The following is a 20,093-nucleotide window of genomic DNA, read 5'->3' as shown; positions in this document are numbered from 1 at the left end:
TTCCGCGGCGCGGTCGGCCCGTCCGTCGGCCGCCGCGCGCGCCCCTCGCACACCTACGGAGAGTTCACCGATGAGCCACTTCCTTCCGGAGACCGATGCCGTGCTGACCGCCGCCCGTGGGCTGGCCCTGGCGCACGCCGGCACGATCGAGGTGAACGGCAGCCCGCTCTACCTGCGGGCGCGGGACGCGGACCCGGCCCGCACGGTCGCCCTGGTCTCGGGCGGCGGCTCCGGCCACGAGCCGCTGCACACCGGGCTCCTGGGCAGGGGCGGCCTGGACGCCGTCTGTCCCGGCGAGGTCTTCGCCTCCCCGCACAACCGGCAGATCTACGAGGCGAGCGCGGCGGCCGCGAAGAGCGGCGGCGTCCTGCACATCGTCAAGAACTACACCGGCGACGTGATCAACTTCCAGATCGCGGCCGAGCGCCTGCGGCACGACGGCATCCCCGTCGCCACCGTCCTGATCGACGACGACCTGGCCACGGACAGCGCGGAGAGCGCCACCGGCCGCAGGGGCACCGCCGCGACGGTCGTCGTCGAGAAGCTCCTCGGCGCCGCCGCCGACCGGGGCGCGACGCTGGAGGAGCTCGCCGAGCTGGGCCGACGGATCGTCGGCCACTCCCGCAGCATCGCCGTCGCGGCCCGCGCCCAGACCTCGCCCACCACCCTGAAGCCCGCGTTCGAGCTGGACGAGGGCACCCTCGACTACGGCGTCGGCATCCACGGCGAGCGCGGCACCCGCACCATCGCCAGGCCCGCGACCGGCGACCTCGTCCGCCGCATGACCGACGACCTCCTCGACGCGCTGCCCGAGGGGCCCGACGAGGTGCTCGCCCTCGTCAACGGACTGGGCGCCACCACCGAGCTGGAGCTCAACGCCATCGCCGTGCTCCTGAACGACGAGCTCACCGCCCGCGGCCTGCGTCCGGTCCTGGTCGTCCCCGGCACCTTCACGGCCGCCCTCGACATGGCCGGGTTCTCCCTCACCCTCACGCGCCTGGAGGAAGGCTGGGCCGAGCTGTGGACCGCCCCCACCCGGACCCCGCTCGTCCTGCCGCGCCCCTCCCTCACCCCCGAGAGCCCCGCGGCACCGGTGCCGACGCCCGCGAGCACCCCGGCCGCCGCGCCGCGCGAGGGCGGCGACCGCGCCCTGCTCGACCGTTACGCGCTCACCGTCACACAGGTCCGCGACAACCTCACCAAGCTCGATCAGCTCGTCGGCGACGGCGACTTCGGCGACAACCTCGCCGGTGGCGTGCGCCGCGCGGTGAAGCTGGCCGACGAGACGGGCCTCGACGGCACGGCGGCTCTCGCCGAGGCCTTCCTCAACGACGTCGGAGGCACCAGCGGCCCATTGTTCGGCCTCCTCTTCCAGCACCTGGCCACCGCCTCGCCCGCGGACGGCGGCGCCCCGACGGTGGCCGCGCTCGCGGAGGCCGCCGCGGCCGGGCACGCCGCCATCCACCGGGTGGGCGGCGCGGTCCCCGGCGACTGCACGCTGGTCGACGCACTCGCGCCCGCCGCCGAGTCCCTGGCCGCCGCCCGGGACGCCGACGCCCCCGAGGCCCCGCTGACCGAGGCCGCGCAGGCGGCCATCCGCGGCGCCCTCGCCACCGCCTCGCTGCGCCCCCGCCGCGGCCGCGCCAGCTACGTGGGGGACCACGCGCTCGGCGTGCCGGACCCCGGCGCCCTGGCCGTCGCGCTGCTCTTCATGGCGCTCGCGGACATCCACGAGCCCGCCACGGCTCCCCGCCTGCCCGCCCCCGGGCACATCACCGTCATCTGACCGGACACTGATCGACTCGTCCGGCAGTCATTCTCTGACTAAGGTCAGAGAATGACTGCCGGACAGATCGACCAAGTACGCCGCTTCAATCGCACGGTCACCGAACGCGTGGGCGTGCTGCACGACCACTACCTGGGCCGCGACCGGCCCATCGGCGAGGCCCGGCTCCTCTGGGAGATCGGCGAGCAGGGGCAGGACGTGCGCAGGCTGCGCGAGCGCCTCGGCCTCGACTCCGGCTACGTCAGCCGCCTGCTGCGCGCCCTGGAGGCCGACGGCCTGGTGGTCGTGGAGCCGCATCCCCGGGACCGCAGGGTCCGCACGGTCCGGCTGACCGCGACCGGCCGCGCCGAACGCGACCTCCTCGACGAGCGGAGCGACGATCTCGCGGGCTCCCTCCTGGAGCCGCTGAACACCGCACAGCGCGCCCGGCTCGTCGCCGCCATGGCCGAGGTCGACCGGCTGCTCACCGCAGGGACGGTCACCCTGGACGCCGTCGACCCCGACCATCCGGACGCCCAGGGCTGCCTGCGGTCCTACTTCACCGAACTGCAGGAGCGCTTCGACACCGGCTTCGATCCCGCGCAGAGCCTGCTGCCGGACGCGGGCGGGCTGCGGCCGCCGGACGGCCTGTTCCTGGTGGCGAGGTCGCAGGTCGAGCCCATCGGCTGCGCCGGGCTCAAGCTGCCGTCCGGTTCCGCGGCCGAGATCAAGCGCATGTGGGTCGCGCCCGCGGCGCGGGGACTCGGCCTCGGCCGCCGCTTCCTCGCGGAACTGGAGGCGCTGGCCGCCCGCGAGGGCCGCACCGTCCTGCGCCTGGACACCAACAAGGCACTCGACGCGGCGATCGGCCTCTACCACTCCTGCGGCTTCCGCGAGGTGCCCGCGTTCAACGACGAGCCGTACGCGCACCACTGGTTCGAGAAGCGCATCGAGCGACCCTGAGTACACCAAGCGTCCCTAACCTCGACATCGATTTGCCTAAAGGTATTAGGCAAATGCATAATCGGTTATGCCGAGAGAGGGGAACATCATGGTGCGCGTAGGACTGACCACGGAACGTCTGGTCCGGGCGGGAGCGGAGCTCGCGGACGAGGTCGGCTTCGACCAGGTGACCGTCTCGGCGCTCGCCCGCCGCTTCGACGTCAAGGTCGCGAGCCTCTACTCGCACGTGAAGAACTCCCAGGACCTCAAGACAGGGATCGCCCTGCTCGCCCTTGCGGAACTCGCCGACCGGGGCGCCGACGCCCTTGCGGGGCGTGCGGGCAAGGACGCGCTGGCCGCGCTGGCGAACGTCTACCGCGACTACGCGCAGGAGCACCCCGGCCGGTACGCGGCGGCCCAGCTGCGACTTGCCCCTGAAGCGGCCGCCGCCAGCGCGGGCGGCAGGCACGCGGAGATGTCGCGGGCGATCCTGCGCGGGTACGACCTGGCGGAACCGGACCAGACCCACGCGGTCCGCCTCCTCGGCAGCGTCTTCCACGGCTACGTGAGCCTGGAGCTCGCGGGCGGCTTCAGCCACAGCGCGCCCGACTCGCAGGAGACGTGGACGCGCGTCATCGACGCCCTCGACGCCCTGCTGCGCAACTGGCCCGAGCCGACCGCCCAGGGCCCCCATCCACTTACTTGATCAACAGGTTGAGGCAATGCACACCGAAGACACCCACCACTCCTGGATCAACACGGCCATCACCGCGGGGCTCCTGCGCGGCGCCCTCGACGTGGAGCACACCGAGCGCGGCGTACTGCCGCACCGGCTCCCCGCCCGGGCCCGCGTCCAGAACACCGACGGGCAGCTCGCCATGGCCGAGTCCCAGCCGTCCGGCGTACGCCTGGCGTTCCGCACCCGCGCCACCGCGATCGAGCTCGACACGCTGCCCACCAAGCGGTCCTACGCGGGCGCCCCGCCCCGCCCCGACGGCGTCTACGACCTGCTCGTGGACGGCCGCCCGGCCGGTGCGGCGACCGTCCAGGGCGGCAACGTCCTGACCATCGACATGAGTGCGGGGACCGTCGAGCACACCGCGGGGGAGCCCGGCACCGCGCGCTTCGACGGTCTGCCCGACGGCATGAAGGACGTCGAGATCTGGCTGCCGCACAACGAGACCACCGAGCTGGTCGCCCTGCGCACCGACGCTCCCGTGGAGCCCGCGCGCGATCCGGGCCGCAAGGTGTGGCTGCACCACGGCAGTTCGATCAGCCACGGCTCCGACGCCGCGAGCCCCACCACCATCTGGCCCGCGCTCGCCGCCTCGCTCGGCGGTGTGGAGCTGATCAACCTGGGTCTTGCGGGCAGCGCCCTGCTCGACCCGTTCACGGCCCGCACCTTGCGGGACACCCCCGCCGACCTGATCAGCGTCAAGCTCGGCATCAATGTGGTCAATGCCGACCTGATGCGGCTGCGCGCCTTCGGCCCGGCCGTGCACGGATTCCTCGACACCATCCGTGAGGGGCACCCCGACACGCCCCTCCTGGTCGTCTCGCCCATCCTGTGCCCCGTCCACGAGGACACCCCCGGCCCCAGCGCGCCGGACTTCAGTGATGTCGCCGAGGGACGCATCCGGTTCAAGGCGATGGGTGACCCGGCGGAGCGGGCGGCAGGAAAGCTCACCCTCAACGTCATCCGCGACGAACTGGCACGCATCGTGAAGCAGCGGTCGGCCGACGACCCGCACCTCCACTACCTCGACGGCCGCGACCTCTACGGCTCCGTGGACGCCGCCGAGCTGCCCCTTCCCGACGACCTCCACCCGGACGCCGCCACCCACCACCGCATCGGCGAACGCTTCGCCGCCAAGGCCTTCGCGGCAGGAGGCCCCTTCGCGGACGGCACGGCCTGACGGAATGCCTGTGCGGCACCCCTTGCGACTTCGCGACCTGACGACTAGTCATATGGCTAATCGTCATACGCAAGGGCCATGCCGCACGGGCACAACTCCCGGGAGGGCACGTGAAGTTCTCCGTCATATTCGAGGCTCAGCTCGCCGATCCGACCGTCGAGCGCGAGCACCAGGTGATCCACGACAGCGTCGAGCAGGCCGTGCTCGCCGAGCAGAAGGGGTTCGACCGCGTCTGGGCGGTCGAGCACCACTCCCTCAAGTGGTACGCGCACATGAGCGCGCCGGAAATCTTCCTGACGTGGGTCGCCGCGCGCACGAGCACCATCAGGATCGGCCACGGCGTCGTCTGCATGCCGTTCAACTTCAACCACCCGGCGAGGGTCGCCGAGCGCGCGGCCATGCTGGACCTGCTCTCCGGAGGGCGGCTCGACCTGGGCGCGGGGCGCGGCGGCACGGAGCAGGAGACATCGCTCTGCGGGGTCGACAGGGAACGTACGACCCAAGAGGTCGAAGAGGCGCTGCGGATCATCGGGAAGGCCTGGGAGAAGGAGGAGTTCGAGCACCACGGCGAACTCCTCGACATCGGCCCGCACCCGATCCTGCCGCGGCCGAAGCAGACCCCGCACCCGCCGCTCTTCCTCGCCTGCAGCAGGACCGAGACCCTGACGCAGGCGGCCGAACTCGGCATCGGCGCCCTGGTGATGGGCTTCGCGGGGCCCGAGTCGATCGCCGCGATGCGTCAGGCGTACGACGCGGCCATCGCGGCCCGCACCGACGCGCGCTTCGTGTCGAGCGCCGTCAACGACCACTTCTCCGTGCTCTGCCCGACCATCGTGCTCGACGACCGGGAGACCGCGCGGCGCGTCGGCACCCGTGGCCAGCGGTTCTTCGCGCAGTCCATCGGGCACTGGTACGGAGGCGCGGGCATCCCCGACGAGGCGGTCGTGGAGGGCAGTGACGAGGCCGCCGCGATGCGGCAGGCCGCCGAGCAGGTCGTTGCGCGCCTGCACGAGCACAACATTCCGGTACGGCCCAACTCGACCGCCACGTTCAACGCCGACCACGCGTACGGCACCGCGGACGACGCCATCGCCTACGTCGAGCGCCTGCGCGACGCGGGGGCCGACGAGATCATGTGCCTCATCCAGATGGGCACCGTCCCGCAGGAGGCCTGCCTGGAGACGCTGCGGCAGTGGGGCGAGAAAGTCATCCCGTACTTCCGCGCCCAGGAGGCGGGCCCGAGCTGATGCCGCGGCCCGTCCCCGACCGTCTCGACCCCCTCGCCCGCCCCCTCGTCGACGCCCTGGCCGACGCCTTCCCCGACCTCGGCGGCACGGTCACCGACGCCGCAGAGGCCCGCCGCATCCTCGCCGCCGCGCCCGCCTCGGGGAAGGCGCCGCCCGCCGTCGGGTCCGTCGTGAACCGGAGCGTTCCGGGGCCGCCGGGCGCGCCAGGGATTCCCGTACGCATCTACCTGCCGGACCCGGAGCGGCACCCCGGCCCCCGCCCGACCGTCGTCTTCTTCCACGGCGGCGGCTACACCGTCTGCGGCCTCGACTCGCACGACGCCACGGCGCGCGCCCTGGCCGCCCGCTCCGGGGCCGCCGTGGTCTCCGTCGCCTACCGGCTCGCGCCCGAGCACCGCTTCCCCGCGGCCGTCGACGACGCGTACGCGGCGCTCTGCTGGGCCGCCGCCGAGAGCACCGCACTCGGCGGCGACCCGGGCGCCGTCGTCACCGCGGGGGACAGCAGCGGCGGCGGTCTCGCCACCGCGGTGACGCTCCGGGCCAGGGACGCGGGCGGTCCCGCCGTCGCGCTACAGGTGCTGCTCTACCCCGTCCTGGACGCCGCCCAGGACACCCGCTCCTACCGGGAGAACGCACAGGGGTACTTCCTGACCGCCGCGCACATGCGCTGGTTCTGGCAGCAGTACCTCGGCCCCGACGGCGACGGCACGCACCCCCTCGCCTCACCGCTGCGCGCCGCCGACCTCGGCGGTCTGCCGCCCGCCCACCTGGTCACCGCGGGCTGCGACCCGCTGTGCGACGAGGGCCTGGCCTACGCGGAGCGCCTGCGGGCGGCCGGTGTGGACGTCACCACCGCCCACTTCCCGCGGATGTTCCACGGCTTCCTCGGCTTCCCCGGCCTGCTCCCCGACGCGGGGCAGGCAATGGCAGATGCGGCAGAAGCAATCGAGTCAACAGGCAGCAGCAGGAAAAACAGCGGCGGAAGTGGGGGTAGCGCAGGATAATTTCCCGAGTCCCCCCTTGTCGTGGAGAACCCCGCACGCTTACGGTGTTCTCACGCGAGGTTCTCCTGTGGAGGGTGGGACATGACGGAAATTCTTGTGCAGCCGGGTATCGAGGGTGCGGTTCCTGCCGCTGCCGAGCGGGTGGTGGACCACCCCGCGTGGCCGGTGCTCAAGGATGCCGTGGAGGACATCCGGCCCTGGCAGTCGGCGGACGGGTCCATCGACTTCGATGCGGACGGCGCCCCGGCGAAGAGCATCGCCGAACTCGCCGTGGACCGCCTGATATCCGCGATCGAGGAGCTCTCCCCGCTCCTGCCGCACGACACCGCGTACCACCGCGCGCTCGTCGCGGACCTGCGCCGCTGGGCCGAGGCGGGCTTCCAGGTGCCCGACTTCCTGGACTCGCTGCTGGCCTTCCAGCCCGCCGCGCACCGCGAGGACGGCCTGCAGCACCTGGTCGTCTTCCCGATGTACACGCAGAACGGAAACCCCGACCGCAACTTCGAAGCGGTCGTGCTGCGCATGGTCTGGCCCGACTGGCTGGCCGATCTCGAGCGCACGCGCTACGACAACCCGCTGTTCTGCGGCATCACCTTCGAGGACTTCACCGCCGGGTACGACACGAACTCCGCGGTCCTCTTCCCCGAGACCATCGCCGTGCGCGAGGCCCCCGAGCGCTTCTCCTGGGGCGGCATCTTCTGCGACCGCGAGGCGGCCCGCTTCCGCCGTGTCACCGAGGCCTCCGTGGACCTCCTCGGGCTCGAACTGCCCGACGACATCCGCGCGATGGTCGGCGACCAGGACCGCTGCCAGCAGGCGTTCGTCCTGTGGGACATGGTCCACGACCGCACCCACAGCCACGGCGACCTGCCGTTCGACCCCTTCATGATCAAGCAGCGCCAGCCGTTCTGGATGTACGGCCTGGAGGAGCTGCGCTGCGACCTCACCGCCTTCAAGGAGGCCGTGAAGCTGGAGGCCGAGGGCATCCCGCAGGCGCGCGACGTGCAGTACGCCGTCCTCTTCGACCGGATGTTCCGCTTCCCGGTCACCGGTGACCGCGTCAAGAACTACGACGGACTCGGCGGCCAGCTCCTCTTCGCCTACCTCCACAAGCACGACGTGCTCCGCTGGACCGACAACCAGCTCAGGATCGACTGGGAGCGCGCGCCGGAGATCACCAACCAGCTGTGCGGCGAGATCGAGGACCTCTACCGCGCGGGCATCGACCGCCCGAAGCTGGTCCACTGGTTCGCCGCGTACGACCTGGTGTCCCGCTATCTCTCCCCGCACCCCGGATCGCGCTGGGCCAAGGGCCCCGACGCCCTGGACACCTCGCTGCCGCCGCGCAAACTCGTCGACGAGGTGCTTCCCGACGAGTTTCCGCTCAGCATGTTCTATGAGGCGCTCTCCAAGAAGCTGAAGCACGTGATCGCCTCCACCAAGGGGATCACCGCTGCCTCGGGCGCCGAGAAGGCCGCCGCGTGAGCGGCCGCCAGGAGGAGGCGAGGACCATGTCCGCACTCGATGGAGCCGTCATCGCGGTGGCCGGAGCGGCCGGGCCCGCAGGACGCGCCACCCTGCTGAGGCTGGCCGAGGCCGGGGCCACCGTCGTGGCATCGGACGCCGATGCCGCGCGCCTGGCCGAAGCGGTGGACGCCGCCCGGTACGCGCACGGCGGGGCCACCGTCATCGGCGACACGGTCGATCTCCTCGACCTGGACGCCGCCCGGGAGTGGGCGACGCGCACGGAGAAGGAGTTCGGCCGGATCGACGGCCTGGTCCACCTCGTGGGCGGCTGGCGCGGCAGCAAGAACTTCGCCGAGACCGACCTCGCCGACTGGGACCTCCTCGAAAAGCTCCTGATCCGCACCGTGCAGCACACCTCCCTCGCCTTCGAGGGCGGCCTGCAGCGCAGCGACCGCGGGCGCTACCTGCTCATCAGCGCCGCGGGTGCCTCCAAGCCGACCGCGGGCAACGCCGCGTACTCGGCGTCGAAGGCGGCGGCCGAGGCCTGGACGCTCGCCCTCGCCGACGCCTTCCGCAAGGCGGGGGGCGACGAAGGGCCGCGTGCGGCGGCTGCGATCCTGGTGGTCAAGGCGCTGGTGCACGACGCGATGCGCGCGGAACGGCCCAACGCGAAGTTCGCGGGCTTCACGGACGTCAAGGATCTGGCCGAGGCCGTGGCCGGCGTCTGGGAGAAGTCCGCCGGGGAAGTGAACGGAAACCGCCTGTGGCTGACCGAGAAGCCGTGACCGGACGCGACACGACCGGTCGTGACCGGGAAGCAGTGAACCCGCCGAGGACCGACGCGCGCCGCCATCACGACCCGGACGTGCGCGGCTTCGCCAGCGACAACTACGCGGGCGCCCACCCCGAGGTCATGGCCGCTCTCGCGCTCGCCAACGGCGGTCACCAGATCGCGTACGGCGAGGACGACTACACGGCCAACCTCCAGCAGGTGATCCGCGGACACTTCGGCCCGACCGCCGAGGCGTTCCCGGTGTTCAACGGCACGGGTGCCAACGTCGTCGCGCTCCAGGCGGTCGCCGACCGCTGGGGCGCGGTGATCTGCGCCGAGTCCGCGCACATCAACGTGGACGAGGGCGGTGCGCCCGAGCGCATGGCGGGCCTCAAGCTGCTCACCGTGCCCACGCCGGACGGCAAGCTCACCCCCGAGCTGATCGACAGGCAGGCGTTCGGCTGGGACGACGAGCACCGGGCCATGCCGCAGGTCGTCTCGATCGCGCAGAACACCGAACTGGGCACGCTCTACACGCCCGACGAGATCCGCGACATCTGCGACCACGCGCACCAGCTCGGCATGAAGGTGCACCTCGACGGCTCCCGGATATCCAACGCCGCGGCCGCGCTCGACGTCCCCATGCGGACGTTCACGAACGCCGTCGGCGTCGACATCCTGTCGCTGGGCGGCACGAAGAACGGTGCGCTGTTCGGTGAGGCCGTCGTGGTCATCAACCAGGACGCCGTCCGGCACATGAAGCACCTGCGCAAGATGTCGATGCAGCTCGCCTCCAAGATGCGCTTCGTATCGGTGCAGTTGGAGGCCCTGCTCGCCAAGGACCTGTGGCTGCGCAACGCCCGCCACGCGAACGAGATGGCGCAGCGCCTCGCGGAGGGCGTCCGCTCGGTGCACGGCGTGGAGATCCTCTACCCCGTGCAGGCCAACGCGGTCTTCGCCCGGCTGCCGCACGACGTGAGCGAGCGCTTGCAGAAGCGTTACCGCTTCTACTTCTGGGACGAGGCGGCGGGCGACGTCCGCTGGATGTGCGCGTTCGACACCCGCGAAGAGGACGTCGACGGGTTCCTCGTGGCGCTCAAGGAAGAGATGGCGCGCTAAGCCGACTCCGCATAGTTATGCGCTCGACCGTAAAGTCATTGACGTACGGTCGGGCGCATTCCTATGCTCCCGTGACATGCAGCTGACCCAGGAAAACCCCGACCTGTCTGCGTACTTGGCCGCGGACGAGGTCGTCGACCATCATCATCCGCTGGTCCGCGAGACGGCGGCCGGTCTCGCAAAAGCATCCGTCGATACGTACGCATACGCACGCGCCGCCTTCGAGTTCGTGCGCGACACCGTTCCGCACTCGCAGGACACGGGCCGCATGGAGGTCACCTGGCGCGCCTCCGACGTGCTGCGCGAACGCACCGGCATCTGTACCGCCAAGTCCCACGCCCTGGCCGCCCTGCTGCGCGCCGAGGACATTCCCACGGCGTTCTGCTACCAGCGCCTGCGGGACGACAACACCAGCGGCTACTCCCTGCACGGCCTGGTCGCCGTGCGGCTCGACGGCGCCTGGCACCGGCAGGACGCGCGCGGCAACATCCCGGCCGGTGTCGACGCGCAGTTCCGCCTCGGCGAGGAGCGGCTGGCCTGGCCGGTCGATCCCGAGTCCAACGAAGTGGACTACCCGGTCCTCTATGCTGAACCGAGCCCCGTGGCGCTCCGCGTGCTCAAGGAGGCCCGGGACCGGCTCCACCTCTGGCAGATCTACCCCTCGAAACTGTGAGGAACGACGGACCATGACCATCGACCTGACCGTCTCCGACGAGGTCCGCGCCCTTGCGCCCGGCTTCAGTCATGTCGTCATCGAGGCCCGCGGGCTCGTCAACGGCCCCAGCACCGACGCCACCGGGGCCCTCCTCGACGACGCGGCCCGCCGCCTCGCCGCGCGTCTCGACGGCCGGGCCCCGCACGAGGACCCGCACATGGCCGCCTGGCGTGCCGCGTACACGGCCTTCGGCGCCAAGCCCTCGCGTACTCGCAACTCCGCAGAGGCACTCGCCAAGCGCGCCCTCGCGGACGGCGGCCTGCCGCGGATCAATGCTCTCGTCGATCTCTACAACGCCATCAGCGTGGCCCATCTGATCCCGGTCGGCGGCGAGGACCTCGACCTGATCAAGGGCGGCATGCGGCTGGTGCGGGCGACCGGCGACGAGGAGTTCGTGACCGCCGCCGCGGGGGAGCGGACCGTGGAGCACCCGGACGCGGGCGAGGTCGTCTGGTGCGACGACGAGGGGGTCACCTGCCGCCGCTGGAACTGGCGCCAGGGCCCGCGCACCCGCCTCACGGAGGAGTCGGTGAACGCGATCTTCCTGCTGGAAGGCATGGGGCCGGACGCGGGCCTCGGAACGGCGGGCGCGGAACTGGCCGAGCTGCTCGAAAAGTTCAGCCCCGGCGCGCACGTCGCCGTCCGCTGAAGGGCGTGGCGGTCAGCCCGCCTCGGAGGCCTTGACCTCGGCGGGGGTCGGTGCGGTGCCGCCCAGGTGCGCCGGCATCCACCAGGTGTCGTCCGGGCCCTTGGGGCGCACCGGGTAGGCACGCTGGGCGGCCTCGAGGAGCTCCTGGCAGCGCTCGCGCAGACGCCGGGTGATCGCACCCGCGTACTGGTCCTTCGGCGCCTCCACCGGCTCGCCCACGCGGATCGTGATCGGCATGTGGCTGCGCTTGAAGTTGCGGGGGTGTCCCTTGGTCCAGAGCCGCTGCGTGCCCCACAGGGCCATCGGGATGAGCGGCACCCCGGCCTCCTGGGCCAGTCGCGCGGCGCCCGACTTGAACTGCTTCAGGGTGAACGACTGCGAGATCGTCGCCTCGGGGAAGACGCCGACGATTTCCCCGGAGCGCAGCGAGTCGAGAGCGTGCGCATACGCCGTCTCGCCCTGCTTGCGGTCGACGGGGATGTGCTTCATTCCGCGCATCAGCGGCCCGGAGATCTTGTGCCGGAACACCGACTCCTTCGCCATGAACCGCACCATGCGCTTCTGGGGCAGGGCGGCGAGACCGTCGAAGATGAAGTCGAGATAACTGATGTGATTGCTGACCAGGACCGCGCCGCCGGAGCGTGGGATGTTCTCCGAACCCTTGCAGTCGATCTTCAGGTCCCATGCCTTGAACAGGGTTTTCGCGGCACCGATGACGGGACGGTAGACAAGCTCTGCCATGGGTGGGGAGGGCCCTTCGTTTCTGCCTGGGGAGGGGGTCCCGGCGTGAAAGTTACGCAGCCGTAGGTTTTTCGGCGTTGCGCAGATCGTGCCCCATCAACGGACGGCTGACCAGCCTTGGTGCCGCGGATACGGGAGATTCTCGTCACGTCGGAATCATTCGGGGCGCACGAACGCTGTACTTCGGAGCGCATTGGTGCAGGGCTGACGGGCGGAGGCGGAAGTGCGGGGACGGGAGGCCGGGCGGCGGCTCGGCGTGTCGGACATCGGGGAGCGGCTGGGGGAGCGGGCGACGCTCGTGCAGTTCTCCAGCGCCTTCTGTCAGCCCTGCCGGGCGACGCGCAGAGTGCTCGCGGACGTGGCCGGGATGGTCCCGGGCGTGACCCATGTGGAGATCGACGCCGAGGCGCGGCTCGAACTCGTACGGGAGCTGCGCATCCTCAAGACCCCCACCGTGCTCGTCCTCGACGCGGCCGGGCACGTGGTCCGGCGCGCCGTCGGGCAGCCCCGCAAGGCCGATGTGATCGCCGCACTGGGGGAGGCCGTGTGACGGTGCGCCACGCAGGTCACGGCGGGTCGCGCGGGCCCGCGACCGTGATCCTTCTTTCATATTCCGAAACGGACTTGACTGCACGCGGCATCTATCGCGAGCCTGCCTGCATGCCCCGGGACCTCCTTCTGTACGAGCGCGTCCACGTGGACCTCGGCCGCCACGCCAGCGCCCGCTGTCCGCAGTGCTGAGCAACGACGCCTCCGCTCGTACCTCCGGCAATCTCCGGCAGAAGGACAACTCCATGACGGCAACACCTGCCCTCAGCACGCCCCGGCTCGCCACCCCCGACCTGCTGCGCTCGGTCTTTCGGCAGCACGCAGCGGGGGTCGCCGTGATCACCGCCGCGCAGGATTCCCGCCCCGTCGGCTTCACCGCCACCTCGCTCGCCTCGGTCTCCGCGGAGCCCCCGATGCTCTCGTTCGGCATCGGCACCGGCTCCTCCTGCTGGCCCGTGGTCGCCGAGACCGCGCACGTCGGCGTCCACATACTCGGCGAGCACCAGCGGGAACTCGCCGCGACGTTCGCCCGCAGCGGAGCCGACCGGTTCGGCCCGCCCACGAACTGGCGCGAGGGCCCCGAGGGGGTTCCCGTGCTCGACGGCGCGCTCGCCTGGCTGGTCTGCCGGATCGTGGCGCGCGTGCCCGTCGGCGACCACCGCATCGTGCTCGCGGAGGCCGTCGTCGGCGACCGCGCGGACGAGGGCCGCCCGCTCCTGTACCACCACGGGCGCTTCAACGCGTTGCGCGACTGAAAGTTCCCGTCGGGCGGCAGTGCGGTCCGATTACGGAGCGTTGGGAACGTCACAGTTCAAAGCGCTTGCTCAGGGGGAATGAACTGGGTGTACTCATGAGTAATATTCCAGTCGGAGCGCGGGCCGCCCCGACCGGGATCCGCCGCTTCAGGCGCCTATGCTGCCTGCAAGAAGGCAGTAGCCATAAGCCAAGGCAGCAGCCCAGTAAAGACGATGCAGTAGGAGAGCCGGCGTGAGCTTGAGGATCGTTGTCTGTGTGAAGTACGTGCCCGACGCCACCGGCGACCGGCACTTCGCCGATGACCTGACCGTCGACCGCGACGACGTCGACGGCCTGCTGTCGGAGCTCGACGAGTACGCGGTCGAGCAGGCACTGCAGATCGCCGACGAGGCGGACGACGCGGAGATCACCGTGCTGACCGTCGGCCCCGAGGACGCCAAGGACGCGCTGCGCAAGGCGCTCTCCATGGGCGCCGACAAGGCCGTCCACGTCGAGGACGACGACCTGCACGGCTCCGACGTGATGGGCACCTCGCTGGTGCTCGCCAAGGCCATCGAGAAGACCGGTTACGACCTGGTCATCGCCGGTATGGCCTCGACCGACGGCACCATGGGCGTGCTGCCGGCGATCCTCGCGGAGCGCCTCGGCGTCCCGCAGGTCACGCTGCTCTCCGAGGTCTCCGTCGACGGCGGCGTCGTCAAGGGCCGCCGTGACGGCGACACCGCCAGCGAGCAGCTGGAGGCGTCCCTGCCGGCCGTCGTGTCCGTGACGGACCAGTCGGGCGAGGCCCGTTACCCGTCCTTCAAGGGCATCATGGCCGCCAAGAAGAAGCCGGTGGAGTCGCTCGACCTGGACGACCTGGACATCGACGCCGAAGAGGTCGGCCTCGAGGGTTCCTGGACCAAGGTCGACTCCGCCGCCGAGCGTCCGGCCCGCACGGCCGGCACGATCGTCAAGGACGAGGGCGAGGGCGGCAAGCAGCTGGCTGAGTTCCTCGCGGGCCAGAAGTTCATCTGAGCTTCAGTCACCCCTCAACCGCCCAACTTCTTCGTAACTGCAGGAGATTGAAGTCCCATGGCTGAAGTTCTCGTCTACGTCGACCACGTGGACGGCGCCGTCCGCAAGCCCACCCTTGAGCTGCTGACCCTGGCCCGCCGCGTCGGCGAGCCCGTCGCCGTCGCCCTCGGCTCCGGCGCCGAGGCCACCGCCGCCACGCTCGCCGAGCACGGCGCCGTGAAGGTCCTCACCGCCGACGCCCCCGAGTTCGCCGACTACCTCGTCGTACCGAAGGTGGACGCGCTGCAGGCCGCGTACGAGGCCGTCTCCCCGGCCGCCGTGCTCGTCCCGTCGTCCGCCGAGGGCAAGGAGATCGCGGCCCGCCTCGCGGTCCGCATCAAGTCCGGCATCATCACGGACGCCGTCGACCTCGAGGCCGGCGACGAGGGCCCGGTGGCCACGCAGTCCGCGTTCGCCGCCTCGTACACCACCAAGTCCCGTGTCTCCAACGGCACGCCGGTCATCACGGTCAAGCCGAACTCGGCCGCCGTGGAGGCCGCCCCGGCCGCGGGCGCCGTCGAGGCCCTCGCGGTCTCCTTCTCCGAGAAGGCCACCGGCACCAAGGTCGTCTCGCGCACCCCGCGCGAGTCGACGGGCCGCCCCGACCTGACCGAGGCCGCGATCGTGGTCTCCGGCGGCCGCGGCGTCAACGGCGCCGAGAACTTCGCGATCATCGAGGCCCTTGCCGACTCGCTCGGTGCCGCCGTGGGCGCCTCGCGTGCCGCGGTCGACGCCGGCTGGTACCCGCACTCCAACCAGGTGGGCCAGACCGGCAAGTCGGTCTCCCCGCAGCTGTACATCGCGTCCGGCATCTCCGGCGCGATCCAGCACCGCGCCGGCATGCAGACCTCGAAGACCATCGTGGCCATCAACAAGGACGCCGAGGCCCCGATCTTCGACCTGGTGGACTACGGAGTGGTCGGCGACCTCTTCGACGTCGTCCCGGCGCTCACCGACGAGGTCAACACCCGCAAGGGCTGAGCTCATCGACCCACGAGGCCCTCGCTCCGCGGCATGCGGCGCGAGGGCCTCGGTGCGTCACGGCGTCAGTGCGTCACAGCGTCAGGCTCGCCTGCACCGGCAGATGGTCGCTCGGGAACTGCCCGTCCAGCGCGAACGTGTTGATCGTCGCCTCGTGGACGCGTACCCCCGGTGTCGCCAGGATCCAGTCGATGCGGTCGCCGTCGGGGGTGAGGGGCTTGTAGCCGTGGAACGTGGCGTACGCCTTGCTCCGCCGGTCCGCCGCGTCCCAGCTGTCGACGAGCCCGGCGTCCAGGAGCGTGTCGTACACCGGGTTCTTGTGTGCGGCCACGTTGAAGTCGCCCGTCACGAGCAGCGGCAGTGACCGGTCGAGGCGGGCGAGGCGCTCGACGATCAGCTGCGCGGCACGCGCGCGTGCGAACTGGGACGCGTTGTCGAGGTGCGTGTTGAGCACGTACAGCTCGCCGCCGGTGCGCAGGTCGTGGAAGCGGACCCAGGTGACCATCCGGATGGACCCACCGCCCCAGGTGTTGGAGCCGATCACCTCCGGGGTGTCCGACAGCCAGTAGTGGTCGTACTCGACCGGGGCCAGCCTGCGGGTGTCGTAGAACACGGTCATGAACTCGTCGCGGCTGCCGCCCGCGCGGCCGGTGCCGAGCCAGTCGTAGTGCGGGCCGAGATCGGCCGCGATGTCCCGTACCTGCTGGTAGAGGCCTTCCTGGGTGCCGATGACGTGCGGCCTGGCGCGGCGCAGGAGCTCCTGGGTGACCGGGCGGCGGTCGGCCCAGGTGTTCGGCGGCGTGGTGCTCGCGTAGCGGAGGTTGAACGACATGATCTCCAGGCGGCGGCCGGGGCGCTGCACGGCATGCGCGGGAGCGGCGGCCAGTGCGGTGCTGAGCAGGGGGAGCGCGGCGGCTGCGGTGAACACCGTCCGCAGGCCGGAACGGCGCGTGACGCGGGAGTCGGTCGGCACACGGTCTCCTTCGGTTCGGGGCGCGCGGTCAGGATGGGGTGCGCGCGTACGGGTGCGGAAGCAGGATCTGAGACAGCGGCTGAAGAATGCGGGACCGGCGTGAACTCCCGTGGTCGGCGACGGGTCCAGGACGCGAGAGGGTGTTGACCAGCACGAAGGTCACGGATAACTTCGCTATACGGATTGTTGATTCCGTGAAGCGGAAATGTCGGGCGCGGCATCGAGTGTGTGGAGGATGCAGGAATGGGTCAGCAAGAGAAGGTGGCGACGAGCCTCGCCGGCGCGATCAGCGACGGCATCAGCGCTTCCCTCGCCCCGGTGGACGCGGAGCTGGAGCGCCGCTACCCCGGAGACCCAGGAACCCGCCAGCCCGTCCACACCGTGTACGTCCCCGGGGAGCAGTTCACCGCCGACTCGATCCGCACCTGGGGCGACGAGGCCCTGGAGATGCTCGACGAGCACGCCCCGGACGCCGCGTCCTTCGCCGCCGTCCTCGGCCTGGGCGACGACCTCGCCGACGCCGTCTACACACGCGTGCGCACCAAGCTGGAGCGCGAGCCCGTCGAAGACCTGCGCATCGACTTCGAGGACGGCTACAAGGGCGCCGACGAGGACCAGGACGCCGCCCGCGCGGCCCGCCTGGTGGCCGAGGCCTACAAGAACGGCACCGCCGCCCCGTACATGGGCATCCGCATGAAGTGCATGGAGGAGGCGGTCCGCGACCGCGGCATCCGCACCCTCGACATCTTCCTGTCCGGCCTCATGGAGGCGGGCGGCCTCCCCGACGGACTCGTCCTGACCCTGCCCAAGGTGACGTACCCCGAGCAGGTCACCGCGATGGTGCGCCTCCTGGAGGAGTTCGAGAAGGCGCGCGGCATCGAGCGCGGCCGCATCGGCTTCGAGATCCAGATCGAGACCAGCCAGTCCATCCTCGCCACCGACGGCACCGCCGCCGTGGCCCGCATGATCCAGGCCGCCGAGGGCCGCGCCACCGGCCTGCACTACGGCACCTTCGACTACAGCGCCTGCCTCCACGTGAGCGCCGCCTACCAGGCCAGTGACCACCCGGCCGCCGACCACGCCAAGGCCGTCATGCAGGTCGCCGCCGCGGGCACCGGAGTACGCGTCTCCGACGGCTCCACCAACGTCCTGCCCGTCGGCACCACCGAGCAGGTCCACGACGCCTGGCGGCTGCACTACGGCCTCACCCGGCGCGCCCTGGCCCGCGCCTACTACCAGGGCTGGGACATGCACCCCGGCCACATCCCGACGCGCTACGCCGCCGTGTTCGCGTTCTACCGCGAGGGCTTCGAGGCGGCCGCCGCGCGCCTCGCCGCCTACGCGGGCCACCACGAGGGCGGCGGCGTGGCCGACGAGCCCGCCACCGCCAAGGCGCTCGCGGGCTACCTGCTGCGCGGCCTGGACTGCGGTGCCCTCGACGCGGGCGAGGTCACCCGGCTCACCGGCCTCACGCTGGCCCGGCTGCAGGGCTTCTCGGGTCCCCGCCGCGGCGACCTCACGGTGTCAAGCAAGTAACAGAAAACGTTGATGGTCACTGCTGCCCCGTAGTCTGTACGCCACGGAAAGTGGCATCACAGGAACGGGGCAGCAGTGTTTTCGGGGGACGGGGCACAGCCCGGCGATCAGGACCGGCCGGGAGACCAGGATCGGGCCGACGTCGGCAGACTTCTCGCCGGGCGCTATCGCGTCGTGGCACAGCTCGGCCGGGGCGGCATGGGCGTCGTGTGGCGCGCCGTCGACGAGGTGCTGCACCGCGAGGTCGCGGTCAAGGAACTGCGCACGTACACGGACGCGGCCGGTCCTGAACTGGCCGATCTGCGCCTGCGCATGCAGCGCGAGGCCCGGGCGGCCGCCCGCGTGCGCCACCCCGGAGTGGTCGCCGTGCACGACGTGACGGAGGTCGACGGGCGGCCCCTCATCGTCATGGAGCTCGTCGACGGCCCCTCCCTGGACGACGTGCTGCGCGACCGCGGCACCCTCGATCCGCGCGAGGCCGCCGACATCGGCGCCAAGGTCATGGAGGCCCTGGCCGCGGCCCACCGCGTCGGCGTCCTGCACCGCGACGTGAAGCCCGGCAACATCCTCCTGGAGACCGGCGGCCGCGTCGTCCTCACCGACTTCGGCATCGCCACGATGGACGACCCCGGCGACGGCTCGGCCACCCACCTCACCCGCAGCGGCGAACTCATCGGCTCGCTGGACTACCTGGCGCCCGAGCGCGCCCAGGGCCACGACCCCGGCCCCGCCTCCGACGTCTGGGCCCTCGGCGCCACGCTGTACGCCGCGGTGGAGGGCGCCTCGCCCTTCCGCCGTACGTCGACGTGGTCCACGCTCACCGCGATCGTGGTCGACCCGCTGCCCGACCCCGGGCGCTCCGGGCCGCTGACCCCCGTACTGCGGCAGCTGATGCACAAGGACCCGCAGGCGCGCCCCGACGCGGACGCGGCACGGCTGCTGCTCGCCGGTGTGGCGGCCGCGGCGCCCGGAAGCACGGGCCCGGCCGCCCAGGCGCCCTACGGAACCACGGAGCGCAGCATCCCGAGCGCGCCGCCCCCGGGCTTCGGACCGCCGCCCGCCGCGGCGCCGCAGGGGCCGGTACCCGCTCCGGTGCCGCAGCACGCGGCCCAGCACTCCCCGGCCCCCGCCCCCTTCGTGGGCCACCAGGGACCCGTCTCCCCGAGCCGGGCCGAGACCCGCGCGCAGACCCGCGCCGCGCAGCGCCCGAAGCGTGGCCGCGCCCTGCTGGCCGCCGTCGCCGTGGCCGTCGTCCTCGCGGCGACCGGAGTCACCGTGGCCGTCCTCAACGGCAAGGAGGACAAGACCAGTCAGGCGCGGGAGGAGACGGATCCAGGAGGCGCCGGGTCGAACGACGACGACGGCAGCCGCGGTCCGCTCGGCGACGAGTCGAAGCGGCCCAAGCCGTCCGGGCAGGGCGACGAGAAGCCCCGCAAGCCGCACACGAAGCCTTCCGGCGACACCGAGGACGCCGACAAGGGGGACGACGGAGGCAAGGGGGACAAGGACTCGTCCGACCGGGACGGGGACAAGAGCAAGGACGGCGGCAAGACCCCCACCCGTCCCGACCCCACCACCAAGCCGACCGAGGGCGGCTCGGCGCCGGACCCGGTCTGTCATCCGGCGGGCGGCGGAAAGTACAACTGCCAGGTGTGGCGCAGCGCGAGCTCGTACACGGCGGGCGGCGCCCAGGTGGGCACGTTGAACGCGGGCACCAACTACTTCTACTGCCAGCAGAACCTGGGCCGCCGCGAGACGTCCGGCCGCTGGACGAACGTCTGGTGGGCCAAGACGGACGACGACAGCGGCAACACCAACGTGTTCGTCAGCGACGTCTACTTGAAGGGCGGCGAGAACGACAAGCCGCTGCCCGGACTGCCCGTCTGCTGACCAGCTCTGATGGTT

At 71.5% G+C, this 20,093-nt stretch carries 19 protein-coding genes; 17 read left to right on the top strand and 2 right to left on the bottom strand.

What is annotated here, in order from left to right:
* Positions 1–70 precede the first annotated feature (70 nt).
* The 11 genes from ABZV77_RS12050 (at position 71) to ABZV77_RS12000 (ending at position 11,596) form a co-directional block, all read left to right on the top strand.
* On the top strand, positions 71–1,786 hold the full coding sequence (locus tag ABZV77_RS12050; RefSeq protein ID WP_356254017.1) for a dihydroxyacetone kinase subunit DhaK: 1,716 nt from the start codon (positions 71–73) through the stop codon (positions 1,784–1,786).
* A gap of 51 nt (positions 1,787–1,837) precedes the next feature.
* Entirely contained in the window at positions 1,838–2,728 is an 891-nt protein-coding gene (locus ABZV77_RS12045; protein ID WP_356254014.1) for a bifunctional helix-turn-helix transcriptional regulator/GNAT family N-acetyltransferase, read from the top strand.
* An 88-nt stretch (positions 2,729–2,816) separates the two neighbouring features.
* On the top strand, positions 2,817–3,413 hold the full coding sequence (locus ABZV77_RS12040) for a WHG domain-containing protein (protein WP_356254011.1): 597 nt from the start codon (positions 2,817–2,819) through the stop codon (positions 3,411–3,413).
* 16 nt (positions 3,414–3,429) lie between these two features.
* Positions 3,430–4,623, top strand: coding sequence for a GDSL-type esterase/lipase family protein (locus ABZV77_RS12035; protein WP_356254008.1), 1,194 nt, complete (start codon positions 3,430–3,432; stop codon positions 4,621–4,623).
* 110 nt (positions 4,624–4,733) lie between these two features.
* On the top strand, positions 4,734–5,870 hold the full coding sequence (locus ABZV77_RS12030; protein ID WP_356254005.1) for an LLM class flavin-dependent oxidoreductase: 1,137 nt from the start codon (positions 4,734–4,736) through the stop codon (positions 5,868–5,870).
* Entirely contained in the window at positions 5,870–6,874 is a 1,005-nt protein-coding gene (locus ABZV77_RS12025; protein ID WP_356254002.1) for an alpha/beta hydrolase, read from the top strand. Before ABZV77_RS12030 ends, ABZV77_RS12025 begins: the two co-directional genes overlap by 1 nt.
* An 81-nt stretch (positions 6,875–6,955) precedes the next feature.
* On the top strand, positions 6,956–8,359 hold the full coding sequence (locus ABZV77_RS12020; protein WP_356253999.1) for a DUF6421 family protein: 1,404 nt from the start codon (positions 6,956–6,958) through the stop codon (positions 8,357–8,359).
* A gap of 26 nt (positions 8,360–8,385) precedes the next feature.
* A complete protein-coding gene (locus ABZV77_RS12015) occupies positions 8,386–9,126 on the top strand; it encodes an SDR family NAD(P)-dependent oxidoreductase (protein WP_356253996.1) in 741 nt (246 codons plus the stop codon).
* A 35-nt stretch (positions 9,127–9,161) separates the two neighbouring features.
* A complete protein-coding gene (locus ABZV77_RS12010; RefSeq protein WP_356254312.1) occupies positions 9,162–10,232 on the top strand; it encodes a low specificity L-threonine aldolase in 1,071 nt (356 codons plus the stop codon).
* Positions 10,233–10,308: 76 nt separating this feature from the next.
* The gene (locus ABZV77_RS12005; RefSeq protein ID WP_356253993.1) at positions 10,309–10,905 is read left to right on the top strand and encodes a transglutaminase family protein; all 597 of its coding nucleotides are present in this window, start codon (positions 10,309–10,311) and stop codon (positions 10,903–10,905) included.
* A gap of 13 nt (positions 10,906–10,918) precedes the next feature.
* On the top strand, positions 10,919–11,596 hold the full coding sequence (locus tag ABZV77_RS12000; protein ID WP_356253990.1) for a phenylalanine--tRNA ligase beta subunit-related protein: 678 nt from the start codon (positions 10,919–10,921) through the stop codon (positions 11,594–11,596).
* Between the two features lie 12 nt (positions 11,597–11,608).
* On the opposite strand, the gene ABZV77_RS11995 is transcribed toward ABZV77_RS12000, so the two are convergent.
* Positions 11,609–12,337, bottom strand: a complete 729-nt coding sequence (locus tag ABZV77_RS11995) for a lysophospholipid acyltransferase family protein (RefSeq protein WP_356253987.1) — start codon at positions 12,335–12,337, stop codon at positions 11,609–11,611.
* A gap of 223 nt (positions 12,338–12,560) precedes the next feature.
* Here ABZV77_RS11995 and ABZV77_RS11990 point away from each other — a divergent pair, with 223 nt between their 5' ends.
* The 4 genes from ABZV77_RS11990 (at position 12,561) to ABZV77_RS11975 (ending at position 15,679) form a co-directional block, all read left to right on the top strand.
* Positions 12,561–12,887: a thioredoxin family protein gene (locus ABZV77_RS11990; protein WP_356253984.1), complete on the top strand. Its 327-nt coding sequence runs from the start codon at positions 12,561–12,563 to the stop codon at positions 12,885–12,887.
* A gap of 244 nt (positions 12,888–13,131) precedes the next feature.
* The gene (locus tag ABZV77_RS11985; protein WP_356253981.1) at positions 13,132–13,641 is read left to right on the top strand and encodes a flavin reductase family protein; all 510 of its coding nucleotides are present in this window, start codon (positions 13,132–13,134) and stop codon (positions 13,639–13,641) included.
* A 232-nt stretch (positions 13,642–13,873) separates the two neighbouring features.
* Positions 13,874–14,659 carry an electron transfer flavoprotein subunit beta/FixA family protein gene (locus ABZV77_RS11980; protein ID WP_356253978.1) on the top strand — a complete coding sequence of 262 codons (786 nt, stop codon included), beginning with the start codon at positions 13,874–13,876 and terminating at the stop codon, positions 14,657–14,659.
* Positions 14,660–14,716: 57 nt separating this feature from the next.
* Positions 14,717–15,679, top strand: a complete 963-nt coding sequence (locus tag ABZV77_RS11975) for an electron transfer flavoprotein subunit alpha/FixB family protein (protein ID WP_356253975.1) — start codon at positions 14,717–14,719, stop codon at positions 15,677–15,679.
* A gap of 73 nt (positions 15,680–15,752) precedes the next feature.
* Here ABZV77_RS11975 and ABZV77_RS11970 read toward each other — a convergent pair whose 3' ends face one another.
* Positions 15,753–16,652: an endonuclease/exonuclease/phosphatase family protein gene (locus ABZV77_RS11970; RefSeq protein ID WP_356253972.1), complete on the bottom strand. Its 900-nt coding sequence runs from the start codon at positions 16,650–16,652 to the stop codon at positions 15,753–15,755.
* Positions 16,653–16,895: 243 nt separating this feature from the next.
* On the opposite strand from ABZV77_RS11970, the gene ABZV77_RS11965 reads away from it, so the two are divergent.
* Positions 16,896–18,188: an aldolase/citrate lyase family protein gene (locus ABZV77_RS11965; RefSeq protein WP_356253969.1), complete on the top strand. Its 1,293-nt coding sequence runs from the start codon at positions 16,896–16,898 to the stop codon at positions 18,186–18,188.
* Positions 18,189–18,362: 174 nt separating this feature from the next.
* Positions 18,363–20,078 (top strand): serine/threonine-protein kinase, encoded by a 1,716-nt coding sequence (locus ABZV77_RS11960; protein ID WP_356253966.1) that lies wholly within the window; start codon positions 18,363–18,365, stop codon positions 20,076–20,078.
* Positions 20,079–20,093: the final 15 nt, after the last annotated feature.

Source organism: Streptomyces sp. NPDC004732 (genome assembly GCF_040609235.1).
In the GTDB taxonomy this organism is placed as follows: Bacteria; Actinomycetota; Actinomycetes; order Streptomycetales; family Streptomycetaceae; genus Streptomyces.
The sequence above is the reverse complement of the archived record's forward strand: the minus strand, read 5'-3'. Positions and strand labels throughout refer to the sequence as shown.

Excerpts from the sequence above, each read along its gene's own strand:
- ABZV77_RS12050 (WP_356254017.1), top strand. The coding sequence starts at position 71 with ATGAGCCACTTCCTTCCGGAGACCGATGCCGTGCTGACCGCCGCCCGT.
- ABZV77_RS12045 (WP_356254014.1), top strand. The coding sequence starts at position 1,838 with ATGACTGCCGGACAGATCGACCAAGTACGCCGCTTCAATCGCACGGTC.
- ABZV77_RS12040 (WP_356254011.1), top strand. The coding sequence starts at position 2,817 with ATGGTGCGCGTAGGACTGACCACGGAACGTCTGGTCCGGGCGGGAGCG.
- ABZV77_RS12035 (WP_356254008.1), top strand. The coding sequence starts at position 3,430 with ATGCACACCGAAGACACCCACCACTCCTGGATCAACACGGCCATCACC.
- ABZV77_RS12025 (WP_356254002.1), top strand. The coding sequence starts at position 5,870 with ATGCCGCGGCCCGTCCCCGACCGTCTCGACCCCCTCGCCCGCCCCCTC.
- ABZV77_RS12020 (WP_356253999.1), top strand. The coding sequence starts at position 6,956 with ATGACGGAAATTCTTGTGCAGCCGGGTATCGAGGGTGCGGTTCCTGCC.
- ABZV77_RS12015 (WP_356253996.1), top strand. The coding sequence starts at position 8,386 with ATGTCCGCACTCGATGGAGCCGTCATCGCGGTGGCCGGAGCGGCCGGG.
- ABZV77_RS12005 (WP_356253993.1), top strand. The coding sequence starts at position 10,309 with ATGCAGCTGACCCAGGAAAACCCCGACCTGTCTGCGTACTTGGCCGCG.
- ABZV77_RS12000 (WP_356253990.1), top strand. The coding sequence starts at position 10,919 with ATGACCATCGACCTGACCGTCTCCGACGAGGTCCGCGCCCTTGCGCCC.
- ABZV77_RS11995 (WP_356253987.1), bottom strand. The coding sequence starts at position 12,337 with ATGGCAGAGCTTGTCTACCGTCCCGTCATCGGTGCCGCGAAAACCCTG.
- ABZV77_RS11985 (WP_356253981.1), top strand. The coding sequence starts at position 13,132 with ATGACGGCAACACCTGCCCTCAGCACGCCCCGGCTCGCCACCCCCGAC.
- ABZV77_RS11975 (WP_356253975.1), top strand. The coding sequence starts at position 14,717 with ATGGCTGAAGTTCTCGTCTACGTCGACCACGTGGACGGCGCCGTCCGC.
- ABZV77_RS11965 (WP_356253969.1), top strand. The coding sequence starts at position 16,896 with ATGGGTCAGCAAGAGAAGGTGGCGACGAGCCTCGCCGGCGCGATCAGC.